Source organism: Kocuria kalidii, from assembly GCF_044462225.1.
In the GTDB taxonomy this organism is placed as follows: domain Bacteria; phylum Actinomycetota; class Actinomycetes; order Actinomycetales; family Micrococcaceae; genus Kocuria; species Kocuria kalidii.
Window position 1 is genome coordinate 28,855 of record NZ_JBISWJ010000025.1, and the last position, 26,915, is coordinate 55,769.

The 26,915-nt window shown below is 71.3% G+C and carries 25 protein-coding genes; 14 read left to right on the top strand and 11 right to left on the bottom strand.

Annotation, left to right across the window (positions count from 1 at the left end; all coding sequences use genetic code 11):
* The first annotated feature begins 76 nt into the window (after positions 1–76).
* The 7 genes from ACH9D3_RS04010 to ACH9D3_RS04040 all read left to right on the top strand — a co-directional run bounded on the left by ACH9D3_RS04010 (position 77) and on the right by ACH9D3_RS04040 (position 7,792).
* Entirely contained in the window at positions 77–1,312 is a 1,236-nt protein-coding gene (locus ACH9D3_RS04010; protein ID WP_396409946.1) for a glycosyltransferase, read from the top strand.
* A 79-nt stretch (positions 1,313–1,391) separates the two neighbouring features.
* A complete protein-coding gene (gmd, locus tag ACH9D3_RS04015; RefSeq protein ID WP_396409947.1) occupies positions 1,392–2,426 on the top strand; it encodes a GDP-mannose 4,6-dehydratase in 1,035 nt (344 codons plus the stop codon).
* 35 nt (positions 2,427–2,461) lie between these two features.
* A complete protein-coding gene (locus tag ACH9D3_RS04020) occupies positions 2,462–3,442 on the top strand; it encodes an NAD-dependent epimerase/dehydratase family protein (protein WP_396409948.1) in 981 nt (326 codons plus the stop codon).
* A 44-nt stretch (positions 3,443–3,486) separates the two neighbouring features.
* Positions 3,487–5,157, top strand: coding sequence for a polysaccharide biosynthesis tyrosine autokinase (locus ACH9D3_RS04025; RefSeq protein WP_396409949.1), 1,671 nt, complete (start codon positions 3,487–3,489; stop codon positions 5,155–5,157).
* A gap of 277 nt (positions 5,158–5,434) precedes the next feature.
* Positions 5,435–5,995, top strand: a complete 561-nt coding sequence (locus tag ACH9D3_RS04030) for a hypothetical protein (protein WP_396409950.1) — start codon at positions 5,435–5,437, stop codon at positions 5,993–5,995.
* On the top strand, positions 5,940–7,031 hold the full coding sequence (locus ACH9D3_RS04035) for a tyrosinase family protein (RefSeq protein WP_396409951.1): 1,092 nt from the start codon (positions 5,940–5,942) through the stop codon (positions 7,029–7,031). The genes ACH9D3_RS04030 and ACH9D3_RS04035 overlap by 56 nt, the downstream gene beginning before the upstream one ends.
* A gap of 146 nt (positions 7,032–7,177) precedes the next feature.
* The gene (locus ACH9D3_RS04040; protein WP_396409952.1) at positions 7,178–7,792 is read left to right on the top strand and encodes a DUF305 domain-containing protein; all 615 of its coding nucleotides are present in this window, start codon (positions 7,178–7,180) and stop codon (positions 7,790–7,792) included.
* Between the two features lie 12 nt (positions 7,793–7,804).
* Here the strand turns inward: ACH9D3_RS04040 and ACH9D3_RS04045 are convergent, their stop codons facing one another.
* Together ACH9D3_RS04045 and ACH9D3_RS04050 are read right to left on the bottom strand one after the other, a co-directional pair.
* Positions 7,805–8,218 carry a VOC family protein gene (locus ACH9D3_RS04045; protein WP_396409953.1) on the bottom strand — a complete coding sequence of 138 codons (414 nt, stop codon included), beginning with the start codon at positions 8,216–8,218 and terminating at the stop codon, positions 7,805–7,807.
* Positions 8,215–8,508 (bottom strand): ArsR/SmtB family transcription factor, encoded by a 294-nt coding sequence (locus tag ACH9D3_RS04050; RefSeq protein ID WP_396399150.1) that lies wholly within the window; start codon positions 8,506–8,508, stop codon positions 8,215–8,217. Before ACH9D3_RS04050 ends, ACH9D3_RS04045 begins: the two co-directional genes overlap by 4 nt.
* A gap of 375 nt (positions 8,509–8,883) precedes the next feature.
* Between ACH9D3_RS04050 and ACH9D3_RS04055 the strand changes: the two genes are divergently transcribed.
* Both ACH9D3_RS04055 and ACH9D3_RS04060 read left to right on the top strand, forming a co-directional pair.
* Positions 8,884–9,522: an NAD(P)H-binding protein gene (locus ACH9D3_RS04055; RefSeq protein ID WP_396409954.1), complete on the top strand. Its 639-nt coding sequence runs from the start codon at positions 8,884–8,886 to the stop codon at positions 9,520–9,522.
* A gap of 302 nt (positions 9,523–9,824) precedes the next feature.
* The gene (locus ACH9D3_RS04060; protein ID WP_396409955.1) at positions 9,825–10,217 is read left to right on the top strand and encodes a hypothetical protein; all 393 of its coding nucleotides are present in this window, start codon (positions 9,825–9,827) and stop codon (positions 10,215–10,217) included.
* Positions 10,218–10,312: 95 nt separating this feature from the next.
* Here ACH9D3_RS04060 and ACH9D3_RS04065 read toward each other — a convergent pair whose 3' ends face one another.
* The 4 genes from ACH9D3_RS04065 to ACH9D3_RS04080 form a co-directional block, all read right to left on the bottom strand.
* Positions 10,313–11,101, bottom strand: a complete 789-nt coding sequence (locus ACH9D3_RS04065; protein WP_396409956.1) for an ANTAR domain-containing protein — start codon at positions 11,099–11,101, stop codon at positions 10,313–10,315.
* Positions 11,101–11,316 carry a hypothetical protein gene (locus ACH9D3_RS04070; RefSeq protein WP_396409957.1) on the bottom strand — a complete coding sequence of 72 codons (216 nt, stop codon included), beginning with the start codon at positions 11,314–11,316 and terminating at the stop codon, positions 11,101–11,103. Before ACH9D3_RS04070 ends, ACH9D3_RS04065 begins: the two co-directional genes overlap by 1 nt.
* A 2-nt stretch (positions 11,317–11,318) precedes the next feature.
* Positions 11,319–12,155, bottom strand: a complete 837-nt coding sequence (locus ACH9D3_RS04075) for a methyltransferase domain-containing protein (protein ID WP_396409958.1) — start codon at positions 12,153–12,155, stop codon at positions 11,319–11,321.
* 122 nt (positions 12,156–12,277) lie between these two features.
* Positions 12,278–13,966 carry a LuxR C-terminal-related transcriptional regulator gene (locus tag ACH9D3_RS04080; RefSeq protein ID WP_396409959.1) on the bottom strand — a complete coding sequence of 563 codons (1,689 nt, stop codon included), beginning with the start codon at positions 13,964–13,966 and terminating at the stop codon, positions 12,278–12,280.
* 102 nt (positions 13,967–14,068) lie between these two features.
* On the opposite strand from ACH9D3_RS04080, the gene ACH9D3_RS04085 reads away from it, so the two are divergent.
* Positions 14,069–14,461: a helix-turn-helix domain-containing protein gene (locus tag ACH9D3_RS04085; RefSeq protein ID WP_396409960.1), complete on the top strand. Its 393-nt coding sequence runs from the start codon at positions 14,069–14,071 to the stop codon at positions 14,459–14,461.
* A 23-nt stretch (positions 14,462–14,484) separates the two neighbouring features.
* Here ACH9D3_RS04085 and ACH9D3_RS04090 read toward each other — a convergent pair whose 3' ends face one another.
* Both ACH9D3_RS04090 and ACH9D3_RS04095 read right to left on the bottom strand, forming a co-directional pair.
* Positions 14,485–15,087 carry an ATP-dependent Clp protease proteolytic subunit gene (locus tag ACH9D3_RS04090; protein WP_396409961.1) on the bottom strand — a complete coding sequence of 201 codons (603 nt, stop codon included), beginning with the start codon at positions 15,085–15,087 and terminating at the stop codon, positions 14,485–14,487.
* A complete protein-coding gene (locus ACH9D3_RS04095) occupies positions 15,084–15,704 on the bottom strand; it encodes an ATP-dependent Clp protease proteolytic subunit (RefSeq protein ID WP_396409962.1) in 621 nt (206 codons plus the stop codon). The genes ACH9D3_RS04090 and ACH9D3_RS04095 overlap by 4 nt, the downstream gene beginning before the upstream one ends.
* 198 nt (positions 15,705–15,902) lie before the next feature.
* On the opposite strand from ACH9D3_RS04095, the gene ACH9D3_RS04100 reads away from it, so the two are divergent.
* Positions 15,903–18,305 (top strand): ATP-binding cassette domain-containing protein, encoded by a 2,403-nt coding sequence (locus tag ACH9D3_RS04100; protein WP_396409963.1) that lies wholly within the window; start codon positions 15,903–15,905, stop codon positions 18,303–18,305.
* 43 nt (positions 18,306–18,348) lie between these two features.
* Here ACH9D3_RS04100 and ACH9D3_RS04105 read toward each other — a convergent pair whose 3' ends face one another.
* Positions 18,349–18,957 carry an arsenate reductase/protein-tyrosine-phosphatase family protein gene (locus tag ACH9D3_RS04105; RefSeq protein ID WP_396409964.1) on the bottom strand — a complete coding sequence of 203 codons (609 nt, stop codon included), beginning with the start codon at positions 18,955–18,957 and terminating at the stop codon, positions 18,349–18,351.
* 301 nt (positions 18,958–19,258) lie between these two features.
* On the opposite strand from ACH9D3_RS04105, the gene ACH9D3_RS04110 reads away from it, so the two are divergent.
* The 3 genes from ACH9D3_RS04110 (at position 19,259) to ACH9D3_RS04120 (ending at position 24,187) form a co-directional block, all read left to right on the top strand.
* Positions 19,259–20,977 carry a GH25 family lysozyme gene (locus ACH9D3_RS04110; protein WP_396409965.1) on the top strand — a complete coding sequence of 573 codons (1,719 nt, stop codon included), beginning with the start codon at positions 19,259–19,261 and terminating at the stop codon, positions 20,975–20,977.
* 74 nt (positions 20,978–21,051) lie between these two features.
* Complete coding sequence (locus ACH9D3_RS04115; protein ID WP_396409966.1) at positions 21,052–22,197, top strand: CAP and S-layer homology domain-containing protein; 1,146 nt, start codon at positions 21,052–21,054, stop codon at positions 22,195–22,197.
* Between the two features lie 31 nt (positions 22,198–22,228).
* Entirely contained in the window at positions 22,229–24,187 is a 1,959-nt protein-coding gene (locus tag ACH9D3_RS04120) for a S8 family serine peptidase (RefSeq protein WP_396409967.1), read from the top strand.
* Positions 24,188–24,269: 82 nt separating this feature from the next.
* Here the strand turns inward: ACH9D3_RS04120 and ACH9D3_RS04125 are convergent, their stop codons facing one another.
* Both ACH9D3_RS04125 and glmU read right to left on the bottom strand, forming a co-directional pair.
* Positions 24,270–25,250, bottom strand: coding sequence for a ribose-phosphate diphosphokinase (locus ACH9D3_RS04125; protein WP_396399166.1), 981 nt, complete (start codon positions 25,248–25,250; stop codon positions 24,270–24,272).
* Between the two features lie 2 nt (positions 25,251–25,252).
* A complete protein-coding gene (glmU, locus tag ACH9D3_RS04130; RefSeq protein ID WP_396409968.1) occupies positions 25,253–26,836 on the bottom strand; it encodes a bifunctional UDP-N-acetylglucosamine diphosphorylase/glucosamine-1-phosphate N-acetyltransferase GlmU in 1,584 nt (527 codons plus the stop codon).
* Positions 26,837–26,915: the final 79 nt, after the last annotated feature.

Below are 26,915 nucleotides of genomic sequence, written 5' to 3' on the forward strand. Positions count from 1 at the left end.
TCGATTTATACCCCATTCCCTCCGGTGCGCCGCTGATCCCCCTCGGCGTTGCTCCCAGTGTGACGAAAGCATCTTCATGCCCCCACGTCTGACGATCATCGGCATCAACTACGCTCCCGAGTCCAGCGGCAATGCCCCGTACACCACGTCCCTTGCGGAGGGAATGACCGCCCTCGGCTGGGACGTCCGGGTCATCACCGGCTTCCCGCACTACCCGCAGTGGCAGGTCTATGACGGCTACGACGGGCGGACGCTGGAGGAGAAGCACGACGGCATCGACGTCCTTCGGCTGCGTCACTACGTACCGGCGGAGCCGAAGCTGCTCAACCGTCTGCTGATGGAAGTCCATTTCGGCATTCTGGCGGCCGTGGCGAACTGGGGCCGCCCGGACGTGGTCTTGTTCGTCAATCCCGGCCTGTTCTCTTCGGGCGTCGCGGCAATCCGTGCCAAGCTCGGCCGCCGCCGTCCCGGGACGGCGATCTGGATCCAGGACCTGTACTCCCGTGGACTGGAGGAGGTGCACACTTCCGCTGCCGCACTTGCACCGGTCATGAGGCAGATCGAGGGCCTGGTGCTCCGCGCCATGGATCGCGTAATCGTCATCCACGACCGCTTCCGCCGCCACGCGGTCAACGAGCTCGGCGTCGCTCCGGAGCGGGCCCTCATCCACCGGAACTGGTCCCACATCACCCCGCAGCACGAGATCGACACCGCGGCGGTCCGCGCTGGTCGGGGTTGGTCCGAAAACGAGGTCGTCGTCCTCCACGCCGGCAACATGGGCGTGAAGCAGTACCTCGAGAACGTCGTGGACGCCGCCCGGCTCGCCGACGAGCGGGACTCGCGCGTGCGGTTCGTCCTGCTCGGCGCGGGCAATCAGTTGCAGCGGCTCAAGGAGCTGGCCACCGGCATCGAGAGCCTGGAGTTCGTCGAGCCTCTGCCCGACGAGGAGTACACGGCAGCCCTGGCTGCCGCGGACGTCCTGCTGGTGAATGAGAAGCCCGAGCTGCGGGAGATGTGCGTGCCGAGCAAGCTGACGTCCTACTTCGCCACCGGACGCCCTGTCCTGGCTGCGGTGGACGACGAGAGTTCGTCCGCCGGCGAGATCGAGTCCTCCGGGGCCGGGAAAGTCATTCCCTCGGGCGATCCCGCAGGACTGCTGCAGGCAGCCGAGGAACTGGGGGCCGATAGGGCCGCAGCGTCGGACATCGGCGGCCGCGGTCCCGCCTATGTCGCCGAGCACCTCGCGGCAGACGCCGCCATGCGACGGTGGGACGATGTGCTTCGATCTTTGACGCAACATGTCCGACGGTGATCACCGGCTTTGCCGGTTGATTCACTAGCATAAAGCTGTCCCCTCAATGGCCTACGCCTCATCCCCCCGAAGGACGATCATGCACGCCACGCCGAAGAAGGCTTTCATCACCGGGATCACCGGTCAGGACGGTTCCTATCTGGCGGAGCTGCTGCTCGCCAAGGGGTACGAGGTCCACGGCCTGATCCGCCGTGCCTCCACGTTCAACACCCACCGGATCGACCACCTCTACTCGGACCCGCACGAGGCCGACGCCAAGCTGTTCCTGCACTACGGGGATCTATCCGACGGGTCCCGGCTGGTGACGCTGATGGCGCAGATCCGCCCGGACGAGGTCTACAACCTCGCGGCCCAGTCCCACGTGAAGGTCTCCTTCGAGGAGCCCGAGCACACCGGGGACACCACCGGGCTCGGCACCGTCCGGCTGCTCGAGGCCATGCGCCTGGCCAGCGTGGACGCTCGCTACTACCAGGCCTCGACCTCCGAGCTCTACGGGGCGACCCCGCCGCCGCAGCACGAGGACACCCCGTTCTACCCCCGCTCTCCCTATGGGGCGGCGAAAATCTACTCTTACTGGATCACCAAGAACTACCGCGAGGCCTACGACATGTTCGCGGTCAATGGGATCCTCTTCAACCACGAGTCCCCCCGCCGCGGCGAGACCTTCGTGACCCGCAAGATCACCCGGGCCGTGGCCGCGATCCAGGCCGGCAAGCAGGACAAGCTCTACATGGGCAACCTGCAGGCCATCCGCGACTGGGGCTACGCCGCCGAGTACGTCGAGGGCATGTGGCGGATGCTGCAGGCGGATGAGCCCGAGGACTTCGTCCTGGCCACCGGCACCCCGTGCACGGTGCGGGAGTTCCTGGAGATCTCCTTCGACCACGCCGGGCTGGACTGGCGCGAGCACGTCGAGTTCGACGAGCGCTACCTGCGTCCCACCGAGGTCGACGCCCTGATCGGTGATCCCGCCAAGGCCAAGGACAAGCTGGGCTGGGAGGCCACCGTCAAGGCCCCCGAGCTGGCCCGGCTGATGGTCGACGCCGACATCGCCATGCTCGAGCACACCGAGGGCTGGGTCGACACCGTCGAGCTGGCCTCCTGGGCCAAGTGACCGGAGACGCCACGATGACAGCAGGTACCACCGAGATGACCGACAGCACCGCGAGCACCTTCACACCGGGACCGCTGGACCGCACGGCCCCGTTCTACGTGGCCGGTCACCGCGGCCTGGTCGGCTCCGCCATCTGGCGCACGCTCCAGGCCGAGGGGTTCACCGACCTGATCGGCCGCACCTCCGCCGAGCTGGACCTCAAGGACCGGGAAGCGGTGTTCGCGTTCTTCGCGCACGCTCGGCCGCGCTACGTGGTGCTGGCAGCGGCGAAGGTCGGCGGGATCCTGGCCAACAACACCTACCCCGTGGACTTCCTCTCCGAGAACCTGCGGATCCAGGTCAACGTCCTCGACGCCGCCCTGGAGCACGGGGTGGAGCGGGTGCTGTTCCTCGGATCCTCGTGCATCTACCCGAAGCTGGCGCCGCAACCGCTGAAGGAGGAGTACCTCCTGACCGGGCACCTGGAGCCGACCAACGACGCCTACGCGATCGCCAAGATCGCCGGCATCCTGCACATACAGGCCGTCCGCCGCCAGTACGGGCTGCCCTGGATCTCCGCGATGCCCACCAACCTCTACGGCCCCGGGGACAACTTCTCCCCCACCGGCTCCCACGTGCTCCCGGCGATGATCCGCCGGTACGAGGAAGCCCGCCTGGCCGGTGCCGAGTCGGTCACCAACTGGGGCACCGGCTCCCCGCTGCGGGAGTTCCTGCACGTGGACGACATGGCCGCCGCCTGCCTGCACCTGCTCGAGCAGTACGACGGGGACGAGCACGTCAACGTGGGCACCGGCACCGACGTCACCATCAAGGACCTCGCCGGCCTCGTCGCCCAGGCCGTCGGCTACGAGGGCACCATCGAGTGGGACACCACCAAGCCCGACGGCACCCCCCGCAAGCTCATGGACGTCTCCAAGCTCGCCGCCGCCGGCTGGACCGCCCGCATCCCCCTGCGGGAGGGCCTCCGGTCCACCGTCGACTGGTACCGCGAGCACCAGGACGGCATCCGCGAGTGACCTCGACACATCCCCCCACGCCCGAGCCGATCCCGAGGAGAACCATGGAGCACCTAGACGCAGAGCGGGAAGCCCCCGCGCTCGACGCCCGGGACCTCCTCCGGCTGGTGCGCACCCACTGGCGGGCCATCACGCTGATCACGCTGCTGTGCACGCTCCTGGCGCTGGGCTGGACGCTGCTGCAGCCGAAGATCTACTCGGCCACCGCGTCCGGGCTGGTCGTCGCGACCGGTGAGCAGGACCTGGCGAGTGCGCTGGCCGGCAACAACCTCGCGCAGTCCAAGGCCGTCTCCTACGAGTCGCTGGCGACGGCGCGTCCGGTGGCCGTCTCCGTGATCGACGATCTCGGCCTCGACACCACGCCGGAGCAGCTGCTGCCGCGGATCAGCACGGATGTTCCCGTGGACACTCCGGAGCTCCGCATCACGGCCGACGCCGAGGACCCCACGGAGTCGGCCGACCTGGCCAACGCCTGGGTCGTGGCGCTGGCGGAGCAGGTCCAGGAGCTCGAGAGCCAGGGCGACGAGGACGCGATCAACCGCGTGGCCGTCCAGCCGCTGAGCAACGCCTCGCTGCCGCTCGCGCCGTCCTCGCCCAACCTCGAGCTGAATCTGGCTCTCGGCTTCGTGGGCGGTCTCGGGCTGGGCCTGCTGTACGCCTTTGCCCGGTACAAGATGGACCGCCGCATCAAGTCGGTCGAGGAGATCCGCGACGGCTTCGGCGTCGCCGTCCTCGGTGTCATTCCCACCGACGACCGGCTGGCCGAGCACCGCGAGATCATCGAGACCGGCTACTCCGCCGGCCGCGGGCACCACGAGTTCTCCGAGGCCCTGCGCGAGCTGCGCACCAACCTCAGCTTCGTTTCTGTGGACAGCCCGCCGAAGATCATGGTGGTCACTTCCTCGCTGCCGGGTGAGGGCAAGTCCTCGATCACCGCGAACCTGGCGGTGGCCATCGCCTCGACCGGGCGCAACGTCGTCGTCGTGGACGGGGACCTCCGCCGCCCGGTGATGACCGACCTGTTCGGGCTCGTCCCCGGTGTGGGCGTCACGGACGTGCTGACCGGGCAGGTGCAGGTGGACGAGGTCCTGCAGACCTACGACAAGTTCCCGAACCTGCAGGTGCTCGGGGCGGGGCGCACCGCGCCGAACCCCACCGAGCTGCTGTCCTCGAAGGCCATGCACGCCATGCTCGAGACCCTCGCCGAGGACGCCCTGGTCCTGGTGGACGCTCCCCCGCTGCTGCCGGTCACCGATGCCGCGCTGCTCACGGCCTCGGCCGACGGTGCGATCATCGTGGCGACCGCGCAGCGGACCACCACGGACGAGCTGTCCAAGGCGCTGGAGAACCTGCACCAGGTGCACGGGCACGTGCTCGGCGTGGTGCTCAACCGCGTCCCCACCACCGGTGCGGACGCCGGCTACTACGGGTACTACGGCAAGTCCTACTACGCGAGCTCGGACGAGCAGCCAGCGCCCAAGACCGGGGCGCAGCCGGTCGTGGCGGCACCGGCTGCACCGGCCGCCAAGCAGCCGTGGGGCACCGCGCCGCGGCCTCAGCAGGAGCCCACGGCGCCGTCGGCCGAGGACGCTGCTCCTGCTCCTCGGGCGCAGCGGTCGAACGGTGAGGCCTCGGCTCAGCAGGAGAGCTTCGGGCTCGAGGCGTGGAACCGGTCCGGCTCGTCCACCGGGTCCACCTCGACCACGGGCTTCTGACTCCGGCCGCCATCCGGCTCGACCCTCCACGGGGCGCCTTCCTGCGGGAAGGCGCCCCGTGCGTGTGTCCGGCTGTGGCCGACAGGGCATGCGGGTTGCCTGTGGCCTGCAAGAGGCGGCAGCTGTTCGTCTGTTTCATGACGGGCATTCCCGCTGGTCGTAACGCATGGATGACGCGTGGTGGGGACAATGGTGCCGGCACCAAGGCCAGCTCCTCGCGGAAGACCCGGGAACGACCTCGTGACCGGTTTCTGCGTCTCGACCGGAAGGCGGATCGATGACTCCTTCATCGACGACGGCGTCGGCGTCACTGTTCAAGGGCGGCCCGACCCTGCTCGATCTCCTGATCGACGTCAACGAGCTGAGGATCGTCGTGACCGGGCCTCGCATGCTGTTCGAGAAGCTCACCCTGGTGACGACGCTGTCGGCCTTCGACGGCGGCACGGTGGGACGGATGCGGGACCTGGCCGACTCCCTCGAGGGCACCATCCACTGCGGTCTGGTCGGCATGCAGCGAGCGGAGATCACGGTGCAGTCGGTCCGTTCCGGCGGTCATCTCGAGATCTCGCTGGGACCACCGAGCCTGTACCAGAGCGAGCTCGTGCTGCGCACGCGGACCGGGGAGACGTTCCGCGATCTGCTGGTCCGCCTGCTCGCCGGCGGTTCGTCCGTGCCGTTTCTGGCCGGCCTTCACCCGGTGACCGCCACCGGTCACCACGAGCACCACATCGGCCCCGACCCGGACGGTGGGATCGGCGGCGGTGACGAGCACGACGGCGGGCATGAGCACGGTGACGGGCACGAGCACGATGGGGAGCACCACGATGGACGTCCGTAGCAGCGCCACCAGCCTGCCCGAGGCCGAGCGGGACCGGTTCCTCGAGGCCGTCATCAGGCTCAAGCACCAGCCTGCCCCCGGAGGCCCCGAGGGCGTCAGCGTGTACGACCAGTACGTCGCCGTGCACGGCGCGGTGATGGCCGTGATCACACCGGGGCTGCCACCCGGTGAGACGGTGAACTTCGGGCACTGGAACATCGGGTTCCTCGCCTGGCACCGCCAGTATCTGCGCTCCTTCGAGCTGCAGCTGCAGGCGCAGGTGCCCGGCGTCACCATCCCGTACTGGGACTGGACCGACCACGTGGACGCGGTGACCAGGCTCTTCAGCCCGGACTTCCTCGGATCGCTGCGCGAGGGCCCACCCGGACCCGTTCCCGACGGCGTGCTGCGCAACCCGGTGCCCCCGGCCGACCGGCCCGCCTGGTGGCCGGACGGGGCCGACGGCTTCCCGATCCACCCGGTACTGAGGGAGGGGCTCGGTGCCCAGCTGTCCCGCGGGAGCGTCGGCGTCAGCTGGCCGCCGACGCAGGCCGGGGTGGACCAGCTCGAGCAGCTGGTGATCGACCGGCCCGGCGCCCACCCGCTGTGGTACTTCTGGCTGGTCCTCGAAGAGGGCCACCCGCAGGTGACCAGTCGCACGCACAACAGCGGCCACAACTTCATCGGCGGCCACATGTCCGGGGCCTTCTCGCCCAACGACCCGGTCTTCTGGCTGCACCACGCCAACGTCGACAGGCTCTGGGCCAACTGGCAGGCCAACCGGCTCGCGGCGGTCCCCGGGTCCCAGCCGGAGGACCACTACCCACCCCCGGACCAGGACTCCCCCTTCGACGGCGAACCCGCGCCGATCGGACACCGCATCGACGACGAGATGTGGCCGTGGGTGGGCGGCGCGCCCGGTTACGGCGCGGACGTCTCCCCCGCCGTGACGGCACTCCTCCCGGACTTCTCCGACGAACCCGCCGTCTCCGTCCGGCAGGTCCTGGACCCCGCCACCATCGACGACCTCGGGTACCGGTACGAGCCACCGGCGTGACCGCGACCGGTCGCGCCGGTTCTTCGCCGAATCTTCATGGTCCCCGGCTCAGCGGGACGGACCGGCAGGTTACTGTCGGTTGTACGTCATGGTCGGCAGCTGCACGCTGTCGGACCGGATCAGGCCATGGAGATCGGAGGAGTTCTGTGTCGAGCACGGAAAACGGCAAGACCGGCGAGCACCAGCAGGGCGGGGACCAGCACGACGAGCACCAGTCCCACGGTGACCTGAAGATGTACGTGCGCTTCGGGGCGATGATCCTGACGTCGATGGTGTGCATGTACGCCGCCATGTTCATCGGCTCCTGGGAGTGGAGCCATGTGCGCTGGAGCGAGAACCGCCTGTTCATGACGCTCACCATGGGCGGGATCATGGGCATCGTCATGCTCGCGTGGATGCTGAAGATGTACCGGAACACGAAGGCGAACGTGGCCGTGGTCGCGATCAGCCTGCTGCTCCTCGGTGGCGGCGCCTTCCTGGACCGCAGTCAGACCTTGGTGCAGGACACCGCGTACATGAGTTCGATGATCCCGCACCACTCGCTGGCCATCACCCGGTCCGAGCGCGCCGAGCTCGACGACGTCCGGGTGTGCCAGCTCGCGGTGGAGATCAGCGAGGCGCAGCGGCGGGAGATCGACGAGATGGAATGGCTCATCGAGGACATCGAGCGCAACGGACAGGTCCTGACGGCCGAGGAGGCAGCAGCCCGGCCGATCCCCGACTTCCCGGCGTCCGCGCTGCGTGACTGCGCCGGGGAGTGACCGGGGACCACGTCAGTCCTGGGGCGCGGCCTGCTCCGGGTCGGTCATCTCGGCGATCATGATCAGGTTGCCGCAGGTGTCGTCGAGCACCGCGGCGATGACCGGGCCCATGGGTGTCGGCCCCTGCACGAACCGCACGCCCAGGGCGGTGAGCCGCTCGTACTCCGCCTGCACGTCCTCGACCCCGAAGCTGTTGAACGGGATGCCGTCGGCCACCAGGGCCTCCTTGAACGGGTGCACGGCCGGGTGCTCGGACGGCTCCAGCAGCAGCTGCACCCCGTCCGGGGCCTGGGGTGAGACGACGGTCAGCCAGCGGAAGGGCCCGGCCGGCACGTCGGTCTTGAGCCGGAAGCCGAGCTTGTCGGTGTAGAAGTCCAGGGCCTTCTGCTGGTCGTCCACGAAGACGCTGGCGGTGGTGATGATCATGGCGTGTCCTTCGGTGGTGGCGGCAGGGCGTCCAGCCACTGCCGCACGTCGGTGAGCGGGAGGGTGTCCAGGTGGTGCACCGTGGTGCGGCCCCGGACGGTGGCGGTCACCAGGCCGGCCTCGCGCAGCACGGCCAGGTGCTTGGTGACGGCCTGGCGGGTCATGGCCAGGCCGTGGTCGCCGTTCAGGCGCACGGTGAGCTCGAAGAGGCTCTGGTCGTTGCGCGCGGCCAGCTCCTCGAGCAGGATCCGCCGGGCGGGGTGCGCCAGCGCCTGGAACGCGATGTCCACGCCTCCAGGATAGGCAACCTTCTGGTTGCTGGTCAACGGTCACCGCCTCGGGGCGGCTCCGGGGTCCGGCCGTCACGAGGTGCTCCCGGCGGCACCGTGCCCGATCGGCAGTGCCCCGGCCCTGCTCGGCCCGGACGGGCGAGGACCGGCCCCGGGATCCGCGGGGAGGCCGGCCGCCTGCCCACGTCCACGACGGGCCGCTACACTGGGGGCGGCTGAAAAGACGGCCATGACTCCTTCCTCTCGGAGGTTTCTCGTCATGGGCCCTGTCGTGCGCGACGCCGATCTCCCGCACCCGTCCGCCACCCCTGCGCTGACCGTCCCTGTGCTGACCACCCCTGTGCTGGTGGTCCCTCTCCGTGCGCGGTGGCCGCGATGAGGATCGTGGTGTTCGGGGCGGACACCGGCCTGGGACGCGAGATCGTCACCGAGCTCGTCCACGGCGGGCACACCGTCACCGCGGTGCTTCCCGCACACGCCCAGGTGCCGGGCCAGTGGAGGGGGCGGGTGGTGCTGCACCCCGGGGACGCCCTGGAGGCCGGGGCGCTCGACGACGTCATCGCTGGCACCGAGGTCGTCATCGACGCCCTGGGCGACTGCCGCGGGCGCCGCGCCCTGTCCCAGGCCGCGGCCGCGGCCACCGCGATCACGGACAGCATGGTGCGGCTGGGCTGCTACCGCTACATCGGTCTGCGACCGGACGTGCTGCTGGCACCGGCCGGGAAACGCCTCTCCTGGGGCGGCGCGCTGCGGCTGTGGCAGCTGCGCTGCGGGCTGCGGACCCGGGAGGAGACCGCGCAGGCCTTCACCGCAGTGGCCCGGTCCCCGCTGAGCTGGACGATCCTGCGCTGTCCGGGGCTGATCGACGGCCCGGCACGCGGCATCCGGCACGTCGCCATGACCCACCGCCACCGCGTGGGCTCCTCGCTCACCCGCGCCGACGCCGCCCGGTTCCTCACCACCCAGCTGCGGCACAGCCGCTACGTCTGCGCCGCCCCGGCGATCAGCAACTGACCCCCGGATGCGGTCGGGGCCGCCGTTCCCGCCGCCCGGGCCCTCCCCCGGCGCGGGAGCGGCTCCGTCTCCGGACGTCATCCGGGTGCTGCGCGGCCGAAGGGCGTACCGTGGATCATGTGCCCCTGTCATGACCCGGTTTCCCCGCACAGTGCCACGGAGGTGGCGGGGCCGGTGGATCGGTGGGCACGGGGGGCGTGCCTGGAACACGCCCCAACAGGTTCAGCCAGCGGGCCTTCTCTCCCCGGGCCCGGGCGCATGCTCCCAGGACCGGCGGACTCCACGAGGAGCGAGCCCCCACCGTGTCACGCACCACCGTCCTGGCCCGTCTGGCCGCCTTCCTGAGCCGCATCCGGGGACGCCCGCCCAGCACCGGCACCCCCGGGACCACCGCCCACTCCCGGCAGCTGCCGGCGGTGGACGAGCTGATGCGCCGCCTGCCGATGGACGCACACGTGCAGGCTCGGGGGCTGAGCGACGCCATGCAGTCCACCGGGGTGACGCTCGATCAGCTGTGGGCCTCGTCCTTCGGCCTCGGCGGGAACCTCTCCCGGTTCGAGGTCGAGGGCTACCTCCACGCCGTGGTGCCCCTGCCCCTCCTGGAGCGCGATGTCCTCGCCCACGCGCACAACGAGCTCACCGAGGACCTCCCCGATCCCGCACGCGCCCCCTACAGCTGGACCCGTGACCCGTAGGGCCCCGGCGGCACGACCCGGGCGGGTGCCGGCCCACCGGTGACACCGGTCCAGGAACCCGGCCCGTCCGTCGCGGGCACGCGCCCCGGCCCGGGTCAGGTTCCGGTGCCGGGTGCGTCCGGGGCGGGCGTGGAGCCGGGGCCGGCGCCGGGCAGGTCACCGGTGACCACCAGCTGCTCGGCGACCCGGCGCAACTTCTCGTGGGTGCGGGAACTGGCCGTGACCAGGGTGAGGAACGCCTGCTGGTCGGTGACCTTGTAGCGCTCCATCAGGATGCCCTTGGCCTGGCCGATCACGTCACGGGTGGCCAGGGCGTCCTCGAGATTGCTGATCCGCCTGGCATCGGCGAACGCCACCGCCGCGTGCGAGGCGACCAGGACCCCGATCTCGCGGGACTCGGCGTCGAAGGCGTGCGGGGCGGCCCCGTAGAGGTTCAGCGCCCCGAGGGTGTCGGCCTCCACGTAGAGCTGGAAGGACAGCATCGACACCGCCCCGGCCGCCACCGCGGCCGGGGCGAAGGCCGGCCACCGCTGCTCGTGCCGGAAGTCCGGCACCTCCACGGTGCGCTGCTGCCAGATGGCATCCAGACACGGCCCCTCTCCCGTCCTCTCCTGCAGGAAGTCCACGAGTGCGGCCAGGTCCCCGGAGTGGGCGTGGGAACGGATCCTGCCGTGGAGCTCCACCACGGAGATCGAGGCCCCCACCGTCCCCGGGATCAGCTCCAGGGCCGCAGCCACGATCAGCGCCAAGGTCTCCTCGAAATCGTTCTCCTGCTGCAGCTCGCGGGAGAAGTTGCCGAGCTGATCAGCCAGACCCCCTGCGTTTCCCGCCCCCGGGACCGCTGCGACAGGACCGTGCTGCGGTTCTTCCGCCGACGCGTCCATCACCCCAGTCTTCCCCACCCCGCACGATCCCACCACTGCGCCGAGAGCACGGTCCGCACGCCCAGGGCGGTGAGCCGCTCGTACTCGGTCTGCACGTCCTCGACCCCGAAGCTGTGGAACGGGATGCCGTCGGCCACCAGGCCGGCCTCGCGCAGCACGGCCAGGTGCTCGGTGACGGCCTGGCGGGTCATGGCCAGGCCGTGGTCACCCATCAAGGTCAGGTCCGCGTGCCGATCGTCAACAGGTACTCCATCTCGAACCGTGCCCGGTCGGCCGTGCCCCGGTTCCACCGGTCGCAGAAGTCGTCGATCGCCGCGTCGAACTCCGCGGCACGACCCTCGCGTTCCGCGTTCGCCCGGACGGCGATGGTGGGCCCGTAGTTCGCCTTGAAGTGCTCGCCGAAGTCACGGGGACGCGCGAACGCCGTGACCTCGAGAACATCGCGGCGGACCGTGGAGAAGTCCACCCGCCCGCCGAAGAGGCCGCGCAGGTGTTCCTCGCTCCCCCACAGCGGCGGGGGCTGCACGCCCGGCGGCGGGGTGGGGGCGAAGGGCTTCATCATGCGGAAGAGTTCGCCCACCAGCCCTCCGGGGGTCCAGCTCAGCAGCGCAATGGTGCCGCCGGGGCGGGTCACGCGCACCAGTTCGTCGGCCGTCACCTGGTGGTGGGGCGCGAACATGGCGCCGATCAGCGACATCACCACGTCGTAGGAGGCGTCCTCGAACGGGAGGTGCTCGGCATCGGCCTCGACCCACTCGAGGTCGAGCCCGGCGACCGCGGCGCGCCGCCGGCCGTCAGCGAGCAGTTCGGGCGTCAGGTCGCCGGCGGTGACGCGGGCTCCCGTGGCGGCCGCGGGAAGGGAGGCGTTGCCGTTGCCGGCGCCGACGTCGAGAACGCGCTGTCCGGCGGCGATACCGCTCGCCTCGACGATGCGCGGACCCAGCGGGAGCAGGAACGTCTCCACCATGATCGGGTAGTCGCCCGAGGCCCAGATGGCGCGGTGCTTGGCCTTGAGCTGCTGGTCTGCCGAAGGGGTGCTGATGGTCTGGCTCATGACGGGATCTCCTGGTCGATGTGCTGAGCGCCTCGGGTCGAGGCCTGCTGCCGGCATGCGGCGAGCTGTGCCACGCGTCCCAGGATCCGCTGATCGACAGGACGCAACATCGGGAGAACGCCCTATTCGTTCCCTACCTCTCCCCCGTGTCCGCTCCCCCGGCTCCCGCCCCTGCTCCCCGCGTGCGCGACCGCCTCCGCCCGGTTGTGCACACCGAGCTTCATCAGGATCCGGCTCACGTGGTGCCCGGCGGTCTTCTCGCTGATCCCCAGGGCTCTCGCGATCCGCGCGTTGGACATGCCGAGCGCGATCAGGTCGAGCACCTCGTGCTCCCGGGACGTCAGCTCCCCCGTGCTCCTGGGCCGGGGGCCCGTGCCACCCCCCAGGTCGCGCAGGAGCTGTGCCGCGGAGTCCAGCTCCCGGGACGCCCCCAGTTCCCGGAAGACGGTCCTGGCGGCCAGCGCCTCCTCCCGCGCCAGCTCACGCGATCCGTCCATGACCGACCGGGCCAGTTCGAGCCGGGCCAGGCCGGCGTCCAGCGGCATCGCCAGCGCGCCGAAGGCGTGCAGCGCCCGCCGGGCGCTCTCGGCAGCCGAGGCCTGATCACCGGTGGCCAGGGCGATCCGTGCCGCCGCCAGGTCGGCACGGGCCGAGCCGAGCCGCATCCCGGACTCCTTCGCGATCCGGTCGAGGCTCGCGGTGGCGGCCTCCGCCGCGCCGAGGTCCCCCGCCGCCAGGGAGGCGTCGACGAGGGCGGCCAGCAGCTGCGTGGTGCGCACCGCGTGTCCGTTCGTCTCGGACAGGCCGCGCTCGAGCAGGGAGACCGCCACGTGAGGTCGCCCCACGGCAACGTGGAGGAGGGCCAGGGCGCGCAACGACGACGGGTGTTCCTCGCGCCCGGACAGCAGCTGTTCCGCCTCGCGCAGGCGGCCCTGGTGGATCCGCAGCTCGGCCAGAGTGGCGAGGGCGGGGGCGCTCAGCTCCGGAATGGCCCGGGCGTGGGAGGCGAGGGCGGACTCCAGCGCGTCCTCGGCCTCCGACCAGTGACCCGTGGCGACCAGCACGTCGGCGTGCACGGTCCGGCAGACCCCCAGGAGCGGCGCCGCACGGTGGGTGCGCGCGAAGTTCTCGACGCGCTCGCACCACTCCCTGGCCCGATCCCACTCCTCCGCCTCGGCGCAGGCCATGACCAGATGGCAGTAGGCCGATCCCACGGTGTGGATGTTGCGGACCCTGCCCGCCGTGGCCGCGACCATGGCCTCCTCGAGCAGACGCAGGCCCGGCTCCCGATGACCGGCGGTCAGCTCCGCCTGGCCGAGCAGGCTCAGCGCGAGGACCTCGAGGTCCTCCGCGCCGGTCTCCCGGCCGATGCCGTGGGCCCGTGCGGCCTGGGACGCCTGTTCCTCGACGGACGTCGCCTGCAGGGCCCGCCCGACCGCCACCCAGCCGTGCCCCTCGCTCACGGGGGTGCCGTCGACGGTCCGCGCGGCCCGGGCGAGCCAGCCCCGCGCCGCGGAGGGCCGGCCGGCGATCAGGTGCTGCTCCGACACCCAGACCGCCACCCGGGCGGCGTCCGAGAACCGGTGCTGGGTGACATATCCGGTGAACGCCCGCTCCCGCCACTCGATCCCCCGGGCGATCTCGCCCTCGAACCACAGGGCGAGGCCCAGTCCTTCGGCGGCCACCGCGTCCCCGGCCGATGCGCCGGCGTCCAGGACGCGTTCGAAGGCCAGGCGCGCGCCGGCCCAGTCGGCCCGCTCGAGCGCCTCCGTGCCCTCGTGGATCTGGTCGCCCACCTGCGGCGAATCCATGCGAGCAGTATCCCACCGCGCCCACCGCGTGGACAGGCGACGGTGGTCCGCTCACAGCAGAGGAGTCCCCCGCTGCCACGGGGACGGACCTAGCATGGACCCATGAGCAGCGTGATCCGCCACACGTCGACCCCCACTCCGGCGTCCGCGCCGATCTCTCCGCCGAGGGAGCGCGCAGTCCCGCGAGCGCCCGTGGACCCGCTGTGGCGGTCGGTGCTGGGGTTGTTCCTGCGCCGCCGCCGTCTGGCGCAGGGGCTGACGCTGGCGCAGGTCGCCGGGATCGCCGGGGTCTCCACCCAGTACCTCTCGGAGATCGAGCGCGGGGTGAAGGACCCCTCCTCGGAGATCATCGCGGCGGTGGTCGGCGCCCTGGGGCTGGGCCTGGTCGACCTCACCGAGGGGACCACCGGGGTGCTGCTCGACAGCGCCCCGGCCTCCCGAACCGTCCCGGGCGGGCCGGTCTGCCTGTCCGGTCCCGTGGCGCTGGCGGTCTGACGCCCCGCCCCGGCCTGCTCGTCTCACCGGGCCCGGACATCCCGCGGCGCCACGACCCGGTCGGCCACCCCATAGCGCACCGCCTGCTCGGCCGTGAGCACGAGGTCCCGGTCGGTGTCCTCCCGCACCTGGTGCGGGCTGCGCCCGGTGTGCCGGGCGAGCACCTGCTCCAGCTGCTCCCGGGTGCGAGCGATCTCCTGGGCCTCGAGGATGAGGTCCGGGATCTTGCCCTGGCCCTGCGCGACCGGCTGGTGCAGGACCACCCGGGCGTGGGGAAGCACCGATCGGCGCCCCGGGGCGCCGGCGGCCAGCAGCACCGCGGCGGACGAGGCCGCTTGGCCCACGCAGGTGGTCCCCACGGGAGCGCCCACGTACTGGATGGCGTCGTACACGGCGAGCATCGCCGTGGTGGAGCCGCCGGGGGAGTTGATGTAGAAGCTGATCGGCTGGTCGGAGCCGTACGAGTCCAGGTAGAGCAACTGGGCGATCAGGACGTTCGCGACCCCGTCATCGATCTCGGTGCCGAGGTACACGATGCGCTCCACCAGCAGCCGGCTGAACACGTCCATGCTTCGCTCGCCGTTCGGCGTGCGTTCGACGACGTAGGGCACTGGGCAGCCGCTCACGACCCTGCCCCCGCAGCAGCCGCGGCGGCGGAGCGGGGCCGCACGTCGTCGAGCCCGGTGACGACCCGGTCCACGAACCCGTAGGCGAGGGCCTCGTCCGCGGTGAACCAGCGGTCCCGCTGGGAGTCGGCCACGATCTGCTCGAGCGGCCGGCCGGTGTGCTCGGCGATGAGCCCGAGCACGGTGTCCCGGGTGTGGCGCAGGTCATCCGCCTGGATGGCGATGTCCACGGCGGAGCCGCCGATGCCGGCGGAGCCCTGGTGCAGCAGGATCCGGGCGTGCGGCAGGGCGCTGCGCTTGCCCGGGGTGCCGGCCGAGAGCAGGAACTGACCGGCGCTGCAGGCCAGTCCCATGGCGAGGGTGCTGACGTCGTTGGGGATGATCCGCATGACGTCCATGATCGCGAGCATGGCCGGGACGGAGCCGCCCGGAGAGTTGATCCACAGGCCGATGTCCCGCCGCGGGTCCTGTGCAGAGAGCAGCAGCAGCTGCGTGCACAGCCGGTTGCCGGTGGCCTGGTCCAGCTCGGCGCCCAGCACGATGATGCGCTGCTCCAGCAGCCGGGACGCGAGCTCGTCGTCGATGAGGGTTCTGGGTGGTGCGGTGGTGGTGCTCATGGACCGAGCGTGGACCCCGGCGGTCCCGTGCGGAACCCGTCTCTGCTGTGGGCGGCTCTGCCCTGAGCTGTTCTGCTCGCAGCGGCGCCGGGGACTCCTCCGGCGGGCGGTCCGCACGTATGCTCGGAACCGATCGGATCGAGCCGGACGACGCCGCCGGGATCCGGCACGGCGTCGTCGTCCCAGGATGGAGACACGATGAGCGCCGCCCCGAGCCAGAACGCCCAGACCCCCGCGCCGTCCGCCGCGCCCCACGTGGCCGACGGCCACGGCCTGATCCGCGTCCAGGGCGCGCGGGAGAACAACCTGCGGGACATCAGCGTCGAGCTCCCGAAGCGCCGGCTGACGGTGTTCACCGGCGTGTCCGGCTCGGGCAAGAGCTCCCTGGTGTTCGGCACCATCGCCGCGGAGTCGCAGCGGCTGATCAACGAGACCTACAGCGCGTTCCTGCAAGGCTTCATGCCCACGCTGGCCCGCCCCGAGGTGGACGTGCTGGACGGCCTGACCACCGCGATCATCGTGGACCAGGAGCGGATGGGCGCCAACGCCCGCTCCACGGTCGGCACCGCCACCGACGCGGACGCGATGCTGCGGATCCTCTTCAGCCGGCTCGGGCAGCCGCACATCGGCTCGCCCAAGGCGTTCTCCTTCAACGTGGCCTCCATCAGCGGCGCGGGGGCGGTCACCATGGAGCGCGGCGGGAGGACCGTCAAGGAGCGGCGCAGCTTCACGGTCACCGGCGGCATGTGCCCGCGCTGCGAGGGCATGGGCACGGTCAACGACGTCGACCTCAGCCAGCTCTACGACTCCGCCAAGTCCCTCAACGAGGGCGCGCTGACGATCCCCGGCTACAGCGTGGACGGCTGGTACGGCCGCATCTTCGGCGGCTCCGGCTTCTTCGACCCGGACAAGCCCATCCGTGACTTCACCGAGCGAGAGCTGCACGACCTGCTCCACAAGGAGCCGACCAAGATCAAGGTCGACAACGTCAACCTGACCTACGAGGGGCTGATCCCCCGGCTGCAGAAGTCCTTCCTGTCCAAGGACGTGAACGCGCTGCAGCCGCACATCCGGGCCTTCGTGGAGCGCGCGGTGACCTTCACCGCCTGCCCCGAGTGCGGCGGCACCCGGCTCAGCGAGGCGGCCCGCTCCTCGAGGATCGGCGGGATCAACATCGCCGAGGCCGGCGCGATGCAGATCAGCGACCTCGCCGCGTGGGTGCGCGAGCTGGACGAGCCGTCCGTGGCGCCGCTGCTCACGGCGCTGGGCGAGACCCTCGACTCGTTTGTGGAGATCGGGCTGGGCTACCTCTCGCTGAACCGGCCCTCGGGCACGCTCTCGGGCGGCGAGGCCCAGCGCACCAAGATGATCCGCCACCTCGGGTCCTCCCTCACCGACGTCACCTACGTCTTCGACGAGCCCACGATCGGGCTGCACCCGCACGACATCCAGCGGATGAACACCCTGCTCCTGCGGCTGCGGGACAAGGGCAACACGGTGCTGGTCGTGGAGCACAAGCCCGAGACGATCGCGATCGCCGACCACGTGGTCGACCTCGGCCCCGGTGCCGGTGCGGCCGGCGGCACCGTCTGCTACGAGGGCACCGTCGAAGGCCTGCGCACCGCCGGCACCCTCACCGGGCGGCACCTGGACGACCGGGCGACCCTCAAGCCCTCGGTGCGCACGCCGTCCGGGGTGCTCGAGGTGCGCGGCGCCGACACCCACAACCTGCGCTCCGTGGACGTCGACATCCCGCTCGGGGTGCTGACGGTGCTGACCGGGGTGGCCGGCTCGGGCAAGAGCTCGCTGGTCTCCGGCTCGGTGGTGGGCCGGGAGGACGTGGTCTCGATCGACCAGGGCGCGATCCGCGGCTCCCGCCGCAGCAACCCGGCGACGTACACGGGGCTGCTGGACCCGATCCGCAAGGCCTTCGCCAAGGCCAACGGCGTGAAGCCGGCGCTGTTCAGCGCCAACTCCGAGGGCGCCTGCCCGGCGTGCAACGGCGCCGGGGTCGTCTACACCGACCTGGCCATGATGGCCGGCGTGGCCACCACGTGCGAGGAGTGCGGCGGCCGGCGGTTCCAGGCCTCGGTGCTCGAGTACACCCTGGGTGGCCGCAACATCGCCGAGGTGCTGGCCATGCCGGTCGAGGAGGCCGAGCCGTTCTTCGGCACCGGCGAGGCCCGCACACCGGCCGCGCACGCCGTGCTGGACCGGCTCGCCGACGTGGGGCTGGGCTACCTGAGCCTCGGCCAGCCGCTCACCACGCTCTCCGGCGGCGAGCGGCAGCGGCTCAAGCTGGCCACGCACCTGGGCCGGAAGGGCGGCGTCTACGTCCTCGACGAGCCGACCACGGGCCTGCACCTCGCCGACGTCCAGCAGCTGCTCGGGCTGCTCGACCGGCTGGTCGACTCCGGCAAGTCGGTGATCGTGATCGAGCACCACCAGGCGGTCATGGCCCACGCCGACCGGATCATCGACCTCGGGCCCGGCGCCGGCCACGACGGCGGCCGGATCGTCTTCGAGGGCACCCCCGCCGAGCTCGTCGCCGCCCGCTCGACCCTCACCGGCGAGCACCTCGCGGCCTACGTGGGCGCCTGAGCGGAGCGCTCGTCCGGCCGCGGCACCCCGGGAGGGACCTCGGCTAGACCGCCGGCTCCCGCTGCGCGTAGCGGCGCTCCCAGGCGAGGATCGCGTCCGTGGCCTCGAACAGCTCGTCCGCCATCTGCCGGAGCACCGCGTCCTCCTGGCGGTAGGGGTCGATCACGTCGTTGCGCTCGGGGTGGCGCACGGGCACCCGCTGGCGCAGCCGCGGCGCCTGCTGGACGAGCCAGGCCCAGCGCTCGGTTCGGTCGGCCGGCACCGCCCGGTCCAGCTCCGGGTCCGTGGAGAGGTACTGCAGGATCCGGGCGAACTCCCGGAGGGTGAAGACCTTCTTGAGCAGGCGCGGCGCCTGCTGGAGCACCGGCTGGGTGTGCTCCCGGGCCATCACGAGCACCAGGTCGACGTCCCGCAGCACCTCCGGGGTGACCTGCCGGGCCCGGTGCGCGGCGGCGGCCGCCAGGCCGCGGTCCTGGGCCAGCCGGCCCACCCGCTGCTCGAAGCCCTCGTCCACCAGCGCGTGCATCCCGGCGCTCGTCACCTCGAAGCCGCCGGGAGAGATCTCGTCGAGGCCGTGGTCGAGCTCGACCGCGGCCATCGGAGAGCGGCACACGTTGCCCGTGCAGACCGTCAGGATGCGCGTGGGTGCCATGGTTCTCCTCCGGGAGTGGGGTCCGGATCATCGTATCCGGCGCCGGGCCCCGCACCGGGCCTTGGGCCGCCCGGGGGCGGCGTGCCGCCGGCAGCAGCGAGGCGGCGACCCCGTCGTCGTCAACCCTCCGGAGAACCACTGCGCACGAAGATGTTTGCATACGTAACACAGCGCATCGTTATTGATTATTTATGCAAACGCGCCTTTATACTCGACGTGGCTCCAGAGGATCTTCCCCCCATCCCGATGGCCTTGCACGAGTCGTTCCCCCCGACGATCCATGCGAGATAGGCGTTCCAGCGTGAAAGCACCCCCCCGACTGACGCTGCCCGCCGCCCTGACGGCGGCGGTGCTGGCCATCACCACCCTGACCCCGGTCGCGGCCCTGGAGGAGGCCGGAAGCACCCGGTCCACCGTCCTCTCCGAGGAGCGGCAGGGCGACCTGGTCTCCCGGGTCGTGGAGTCCGACGGCGAGATCGTCTCCACCCTGGTGGACGGGACCACCGGCGAGGCCGTCCTGCCGGACCCGTCCCGCGCCGGCACGCAGCCCACCGGCGGCGGTCCGCACGGCGGCGCCGTGCTGGGCCAGTGGGCCAAGTCCGAGAACCACTTCGAGCAGCTGGCCGCGACCTCCGCCCGCACCGCCGCGGAGCTGGACGGCACGGACCCCGACGGCACCGGCACCGAGGAGGGGGCCGCCGCAGGGGCTGCGTCGGCCGACCCCCTGGGTGCCGCCGCCGCCTGGGCCCCCAACGGCATCAAGGGCACGGACGTCTCCAACTGGCAGCCGTCCCTGAACTGGTCGAGCCTGTGGAACCAGGGCTCGCGCTTCGCCTACGTCAAGGCCTCCGAGGGCGACAGCATCCGCAACCAGCTCTTCGGCCAGCAGTACACCGGCGCCGGGACCGTGGGCATGTACCGCGGCGCCTACCACTTCGCCATCCCCACCCGCGGCTCCTCGGGCGCCAAGCAGGCGGACTACTTCATCAACAACGGCGGCGGCTGGTCCGCGGACGGCAAGACCCTGCCCGGCCTGCTGGACATGGAGAACAACCCGTACCCGTCCCTGTACGGCAACCAGTGCTACAACTTCAGCCAGGCGGAGATGGTCAGCTGGATCCGGGACTTCTCGAACCGGTACAAGGCCCGCACCGGGCGCCTGCCGGCCATCTACACCAACGCCTACTGGTGGAACGACTGCACCGGCAGCTCCACCGCGTTCAACGACCACCCCCTGCACATCGCCTCCTACGGCGTGAGCTCCCCGCGGCTGTACCCGGCCGGCTGGACCACCTACGACTTCTGGCAGTACACGGACGCCGGCTTCACCGAGCGGATCGACGCCAACGTCTACCGCGGCAGCGCGGCCCAGCTCCAGGACCTCGTGCGCAACGCCTACTACCAGCCGATCGGCGGCCGGGCCCCGGCCCGTCCGACCACCACGGTCCCCGCCGTCCCCGCGGTGCCCGGTCCGTTCAAGGACGTCGCCGCGACCCACCCCTTCGCACCCCAGATCGCCTGGGTGAAGAACCAGGGCGTGCTGCGCGGCTGGTCGGACGGCACCTACCGGCCCGCCCAGGAGATGACCCGCTCGCAGGTGGCGGCCGCCCTGTACCGCCTGTCCGGCTCCCCCGGCTTCACCCCGCCGCGGGTCTCCCCGTTCACGGACGTCCCCACCAGCCACGTCTTCTACAAGGAGATGGCCTGGCTGCACGCCCGGGGCATCTCCACCGGCTGGGTCTCCGCCACCGGGGAGCGATCCTACAAGCCGGCCCAGAAGGTCAGCCGGGACCAGATGGCCGCGTTCTTCTACCGCCTGTCCGGCAGACCCGCCTACACCGCCCCGGCCTCGTCCCCCTTCACGGACGTCTCGACCCGGCAGGGCTTCTACAAGGAGATGGCCTGGCTGCAGGCCGAGGGCATCTCCAACGGCTGGGACGACGGCACCTACCGTCCCGCCGCCGGCACCAGCCGGGACGTGATGGCCGCGTTCCTGTACCGGTACGCCACCCGCTCCTGACGCAGCACCCCCTCGTGATCCCCACCGCCACGGCACCACCATGCCTTCCGAACAGAAATGCGGGTGACATCCCCATGAAGAAGCACCTCGTCGTCGTCGCGGCCACGGCCGCCCTGACCGTCTCCTCCCTCTCCCTCTCCCTCGCCGCACCCGCCACCGCGGCGCCGCAGGACATCGTCTCGATGGACGCCCGGACGTGGACCTCGGACGCGCAGAAGATGCTCGACCTGATCAACGCGCACCGGAAGTCGAAGGGCCTCAAGCCCGTGCGGTACTCGGCCACCGTGGCCCAGGTCGCCCAGGGCGAGTCCGACCGCCTCGTCCGGCAGGAGGTCATCAACCACACGAACAACTTCCTGAACGACAAGCGCGCCGGGTCCTGGGACGCGGCCGGGGAGATCCACGCGATCTCCTGGCGCCACTCGGTCAACGACCTCGTGGACTGGTGGAAGGGCTCCAGCGCCCACAACAAGGTGCTCACGGACCCCCGGATGGAGGTCATCGGCATCGGCCTGACCTACGTGGACGGCTCCCTGGCGGGCAACAAGCAGGGGTGGCGGCTGGTCGGGACCGTCACCTCCTACGGCTACCCGGACGGCCGGGCCCCCTCGGACACCCGCACCACCGTTCCCCTGGGCGCCCCCGACGTCCAGGTCGCCGCCGGGCCCTTCCAGGACGTGCCCGCGAGCCACCCGTTCGCCGCCGAGATCGCCTGGATGCACGAGCGGAACATCTCCACGGGCTGGGCCAGCGGCAACACGCGGGTGTACAAGCCCGCGCAGGCGGTCACCCGCGACCAGATGGCGGCGTTCCTCTACCGCATGGCCGGCTCCCCGGACTTCACCCCGCCGCGGGTCTCCCCGTTCGCCGACGTCTCCACCGGGCAGGGCTTCTACAAGGAGATGGCCTGGCTGCACTCGAAGGGCATCTCCACCGGGTGGGTCGACGGCCGGACCCGCCTGTACAAGCCCGGACAGGCCATCACCCGCGACCAGATGGCCGCGTTCCTCTACCGGCTGGCCGGCAAGCCCGCCTTCACCCCGCCGCCGTACTCCCCCTTCAACGACGTCTCCACCCGCCAGGGCTTCTACAAGGAGATGGCCTGGCTGAAGGCCCGGGGCATCTCCAACGGCTGGGACGACGGCACCTACCGGCCCTATGCCGCCACCGACCGCGACGTCATGGCGGCGTTCCTCCACCGCTTCGCCCACACCTCCTGATCCCCCCCTTCCCTACTCGCCCGAGGACACCATGAAGAAGCACCGCATCCCCCCGTTCGCAATCGTGGGCGCCGCACTGCTCGTCGCCCTGCCGACCAACGGCGCGTTCGCCGAGGAGGCCCCCGCTCCTCCCGACGCGGTCCAGACCGCGCCCGAGAACCTCCCCACCGACCGGATGATCGTCAAGTACGCCGCTCCGCTCGGCGACGCCCAGAAGCAGGAGATCCTCGGCACCGCGGCGGAGCAGGCCGACGTGCCGGAGGCCGAGGACACCACCGAGCTCAAGACCACCGCCGACGGCGCGGACGTCGTCGAGCTGACCGACGCGGTCTCCCCCGACGACGCGGCGGACCTGGCCCAGGAGCTCGAGCAGGACCCGGCGGTGGCCTACGCCGAGCCGGACCAGCTCGTGTTCACGGCCCAGATCCCCGGGATGGACGACCAGGCGCAGGAGCAGCTGGGCTCCGCCGCCGCGGCCGCCTACGACGCCGACGCCCCCTACATGTGGGCGCTCAACAGCCTCGGCGCCCCCCGGGCGTGGGACACCGCGACCGGCCGGGGCATGACCATCGGCGTGGTCGACACCGGCTTCGCCAACCACCCCGACCTGGACCTCAACGTCATCGGCGGCTGGGACTTCGTCTCCTCCCCCAGCCTCTCCAACGACGGCAACGGCCGCGACTCCGACGCCCGGGACCCGGGCACCCACTCCGTGTACGGGCAGTGCTGGGCCGGCTCCCCCGCCTCGAAGTCCATCTGGCACGGCACCCACGTGGCCGGCACCGCCGCCGCGCGCCGGGACGCCTACGGCGTGGTCGGCATCGCCCCCGACGCGACCCTGCTCAACGCCCGTGCCCTGGGCGCCTGCGGCACCGGCTACGTCTCCGACATGGCCGACTCGGTGACCTGGCTCGCCGGGGCCCCCGTGGCCGGAGTACCGGCGGCCCGCAAGCGCGCGGACGTGATCAACATGTCCCTGAGCATGTACGGCTCCTGCCCCGTCACGCTGCAGAACGCGATCAACACGGCCTGGAACCGCGGCATCCCGGTGGCCGTGGCCGCCGGCAACAACGGTCAGCCGGCCATCAACTACGCGCCCGGCAACTGCTACAACGTGGTCACCGTGGGCGCCGTGACCTCGGACCGCACCCGGGCCAGCTACTCCAACCACGGCGCGGCCGTGGACATCTACGCCCCGGGCCACCACATCCTCTCCGCCGGCAACACCGGGACCAAGGGGCCCGTGGCCCCCAACAGCCGCTACGACTACGGCACCTCGATGGCCTCCCCCCACGTGGCCGGCACCCTGGCGCTGATGAAGCAGAAGAACCCGTCGTTCAGCTCGAACCAGCTCAAGGACCTCCTGCTCACGTCCGGCGACCCCTTCGCCTCCGGCAAGACCCTCAACACCCACGACGCCCTCTACATCACCTCGGCGTTCAAGGACGTCTACTGGGGCCGCACGTTCTACAACGAGATCGCCTGGATGCACAGCTCCGGCATCTCCAAGGGCTGGGCCAGCGGCAACACCCGGGTCTACAAGCCCGTGCAGTCGATCACCCGGGACCAGATGGCGGCGTTCCTCTACCGCATGGCCGGCTCCCCCGCCTACACCCCGCCGAAGGTCTCCCCCTTCGCCGACGTCGCCACCGGGCAGGGCTTCTACAAGGAGATGGCCTGGATGCACGCCAAGGGCATCTCCACCGGCTGGGTCGACGGCCGGACCCGCCTGTACAAGCCGGGACAGGCCATCAGCCGTGACCAGATGGCGGCGTTCCTCTACCGCATGGCCGGCAAGCCCGCCTACAGCGCTCCGAGCACCTCGCCGTTCGCCGACGTCTCCACCCGCCAGGGCTTCTACAAGGAGATGGCCTGGATGCACGGGACCGGCATCTCCAAGGGCTGGGACGACGGCACCTACCGGCCCGGCGCCGCGGTCAGCCGCGACGTCATGGCCGCGTTCCTGCAGCGCTTCGACCAGAAGTTCTGACCGGCAGCCCGCCATGGACGACGGACCCCCTCACCGCACGGTGAGGGGGTCCGTCGTTGCCCGGGCCGGTGCGGGCGGGGTGTCAGGACCTGCCGTCGAACAGGCTGGTCACGGAGCCGTCCTCGAAGACCTCCTGGATGGCGCGGGCGATGAGCGGGGCGATCGAGAGGACCGTGAGGTTCTCGAACTGGTGCTCCGGGGGCACGGGCAGGGTGTCCGTGACGACCACCTCGAGGGCGCCGCACGTGGACAGCCGGTGCACCGCGGGGTCGGAGAACACCGCGTGGGTGGCGGCGATGATGACGTCCTTGGCGCCCTTCTCCCGCAGCACCTGCACGGCGCCGGAGATCGTCCCGCCCGTGTCGATCATGTCGTCGATCAGCACGCAGGTGCGGCCCTCGATCTGTCCCACGACCTCCTTGGAGGTGGCCTGGTTGGGCCGGGTGATGTCCCGGGTCTTGTGCACGAACGCGAGCGGGCAGCCGCCCAGCAGCTCGGTCCACTGCTCCGCCACGCGCACGCGCCCGGTGTCCGGGGAGACCACGGTCACGTTCTCGACGTCGACGACGGAGCGCACGTGGTTGGCCAGCAGCGGGATGGCCATCAGGTGGTCCACCGGGCCGTCGAAGAAGCCCTGGATCTGCGCTGTGTGCAGGTCCACGGACATGAGCCGGTCCGCGCCGGCGGTCTTGTAGAGGTCCGCGATGAGGCGGGCCGAGATGGGCTCGCGGCCGCGGTGCTTCTTGTCCTGCCGGGCGTAGGGGTAGAACGGGGAGACCACCGTGATCGACTTCGCGGAGGCCCGCTTGAGGGAGTCGATCATCAGCAGCTGCTCCATGATCCACTGGTTGATCGGGGCCGGGTGGGACTGGATGAGGAAGGCGTCCGTGCCGCGCACCGACTCCCCGAACCGCACGTAGGTCTCACCGTTGGCGAAGTCGTACGCGTCCGTGGGGATCAGCTCCGTGCCGAGCTCCGAGGCGATGCGCTGGGCGAGCTCCGGGTGGGCCCGTCCCGAGACCAGGACCAGCTGCTTGGCACCTGCGTTGGTGATGGCGGTCATTCTTACTCGCTTTCCTCAGTGGTGTCCCCAGTGGTGTGCCCGGTGGCGTGCGCCGCGGTGTCCGTGCCGGTGCCTGCGCCGGAGTGCTCGCGGGTCCGGGACGCGTCCGTCGCGGCGCCGTTGCCCAGGGCGCGCGCGGCGGCCTCGGCCGCCGCGGTGCCGGGACGGTGCTCCACGACCCAGTTCTCGACGACCCGCTGCGCACCCTCGGTCAGGGCCAGGGCCCCCGGCGGCACGTCCTTGCGGATCGTGGTGCCCGCCCCCGAGTAGGCGCCGTCGCCGACGCGCACGGGCGCCACGTACATGTTGTCGGAGCCCATCCGGACGTGGTCGCCGATCACGGTGCGGTGCTTGCGCACGCCGTCGTAGTTGACGAACACGGAGGCCGCCCCGATGTTGGACTGCTCGCCGATGGTCGCGTCCCCCACGTAGGACAGGTGCGGGACCTTCGAGCCGGTGCCGATCCGGGAGTTCTTGGTCTCCACGAAGGTGCCGATCTTGCCGTCGTCCCCGAGCACCGTGCCGGGCCGCAGGTAGGCGAAGGGTCCCACGCTCGCGCGCGGGCCGATCACGGAGCCGGTGCCGTGCGTGCGCACCACGTGGGCGCCGGGGCCGACCTCCACGTCCGTGAGGGTGGTGTCCGGGCCGACGACGGCGTCCTCGCCCACCCGGGTGCCCCCGTGCAGCTGCGTGCCCGGCAGGACGGTGGCGTCCGCGGCGATGCGCACCTGCACGTCGATCCAGGTGCTGGCGGGGTCCACGATCGTCACGCCGTTGCGCATGTGCGCCTCGAGGATCCGGCGGTTGAGGTGGGCGCCGAGCTGGGCGAGCTGGACGCGGTCGTTGGCGCCCTCGACCTCCCAGCGGTCCTCGATCTTCAGTGCGTCCACGGCGTGGCCGGCCTCCCGGGCCAGCAGCGGGACGTCGGTCAGGTACATCTCGCCCTGCGCGTTGTCCGAGGTGACCTTCGCGAGGCTGTCCCGCAGGACGTCGGCGTCGAAGGCGAAGATGCCGGAGTTGATCTCGGCGACCGCGAGCTCGGCCTCGGTGGCGTCCTTGGCCTCCTTGATCTCGCGGAACGAGCCGTCGGCGTCCCGCAGGATGCGGCCGTAGCCGCCCGGCTGCTCGTGCTCGGCGGTCAGCACCGTCACCGCGTTGCCGCGCTCCTCGTGGTGGCGGACGAGCCTGGCCAGGACCTCGGGGGTCAGCAGGGGGACGTCGCCGTAGGTGACCACCACGGTGCCGGCCAGCCGCTCCTCGGCGTCGAGGGCCTCGACCGCCGACTGGACCGCGCGGCCCGTGCCGGGGACCTCGTCCTGGTCCACGATCAGGGTCTCCGGGTCCTGCTCGAGGACGTGCGGGGCCACCAGGTCCCGCTCGAAGCGCACCACGGCGGCCAGCCGCCGCGGGTGCAGGCTCCGGGCGGCCACGAGGCAGTGCCCCACCATGGAACGACCCCCGATCCCGTGCAGGATCTTGGGGGTCTTGGACTTCATGCGCGTGCCCTTGCCGGCGGCCAGGACGATGACGGCGGCGGGCCCGGCGGGCGCCCCCGGACGAGTGACAGGGGTCTGGGGGGTGCTCACGGCGGGATGCAGCTCCTCGGTCGTCGATCTGCGAGAGGAGCAGATGGGTTCACCGGCTCCGGCTCTGTTCCGGCTCACC

Bases quoted from the DNA above. Each gene is read 5' to 3' on its own strand.
- ACH9D3_RS04095 (WP_396409962.1), bottom strand. From the start codon at position 15,704: ATGAGCACCACCACCGCACCACCCAGAACCCTCATCGACGACGAGCTC.
- ACH9D3_RS04080 (WP_396409959.1), bottom strand. From the start codon at position 13,966: ATGGATTCGCCGCAGGTGGGCGACCAGATCCACGAGGGCACGGAGGCG.
- ACH9D3_RS04010 (WP_396409946.1), top strand. From the start codon at position 77: ATGCCCCCACGTCTGACGATCATCGGCATCAACTACGCTCCCGAGTCC.
- ACH9D3_RS04035 (WP_396409951.1), top strand. From the start codon at position 5,940: ATGAGCACGGTGACGGGCACGAGCACGATGGGGAGCACCACGATGGAC.
- ACH9D3_RS04025 (WP_396409949.1), top strand. From the start codon at position 3,487: ATGGAGCACCTAGACGCAGAGCGGGAAGCCCCCGCGCTCGACGCCCGG.
- ACH9D3_RS04115 (WP_396409966.1), top strand. From the start codon at position 21,052: ATGAAGAAGCACCTCGTCGTCGTCGCGGCCACGGCCGCCCTGACCGTC.
- ACH9D3_RS04045 (WP_396409953.1), bottom strand. From the start codon at position 8,218: ATGATCATCACCACCGCCAGCGTCTTCGTGGACGACCAGCAGAAGGCC.
- ACH9D3_RS04030 (WP_396409950.1), top strand. From the start codon at position 5,435: ATGACTCCTTCATCGACGACGGCGTCGGCGTCACTGTTCAAGGGCGGC.
- gmd (WP_396409947.1), top strand. From the start codon at position 1,392: ATGCACGCCACGCCGAAGAAGGCTTTCATCACCGGGATCACCGGTCAG.
- ACH9D3_RS04065 (WP_396409956.1), bottom strand. From the start codon at position 11,101: ATGGACGCGTCGGCGGAAGAACCGCAGCACGGTCCTGTCGCAGCGGTC.
- ACH9D3_RS04020 (WP_396409948.1), top strand. From the start codon at position 2,462: ATGACCGACAGCACCGCGAGCACCTTCACACCGGGACCGCTGGACCGC.
- ACH9D3_RS04055 (WP_396409954.1), top strand. From the start codon at position 8,884: ATGAGGATCGTGGTGTTCGGGGCGGACACCGGCCTGGGACGCGAGATC.
- ACH9D3_RS04120 (WP_396409967.1), top strand. From the start codon at position 22,229: ATGAAGAAGCACCGCATCCCCCCGTTCGCAATCGTGGGCGCCGCACTG.
- ACH9D3_RS04125 (WP_396399166.1), bottom strand. From the start codon at position 25,250: ATGACCGCCATCACCAACGCAGGTGCCAAGCAGCTGGTCCTGGTCTCG.
- ACH9D3_RS04075 (WP_396409958.1), bottom strand. From the start codon at position 12,155: ATGAGCCAGACCATCAGCACCCCTTCGGCAGACCAGCAGCTCAAGGCC.
- ACH9D3_RS04105 (WP_396409964.1), bottom strand. From the start codon at position 18,957: ATGGCACCCACGCGCATCCTGACGGTCTGCACGGGCAACGTGTGCCGC.
- ACH9D3_RS04085 (WP_396409960.1), top strand. From the start codon at position 14,069: ATGAGCAGCGTGATCCGCCACACGTCGACCCCCACTCCGGCGTCCGCG.
- ACH9D3_RS04100 (WP_396409963.1), top strand. From the start codon at position 15,903: ATGAGCGCCGCCCCGAGCCAGAACGCCCAGACCCCCGCGCCGTCCGCC.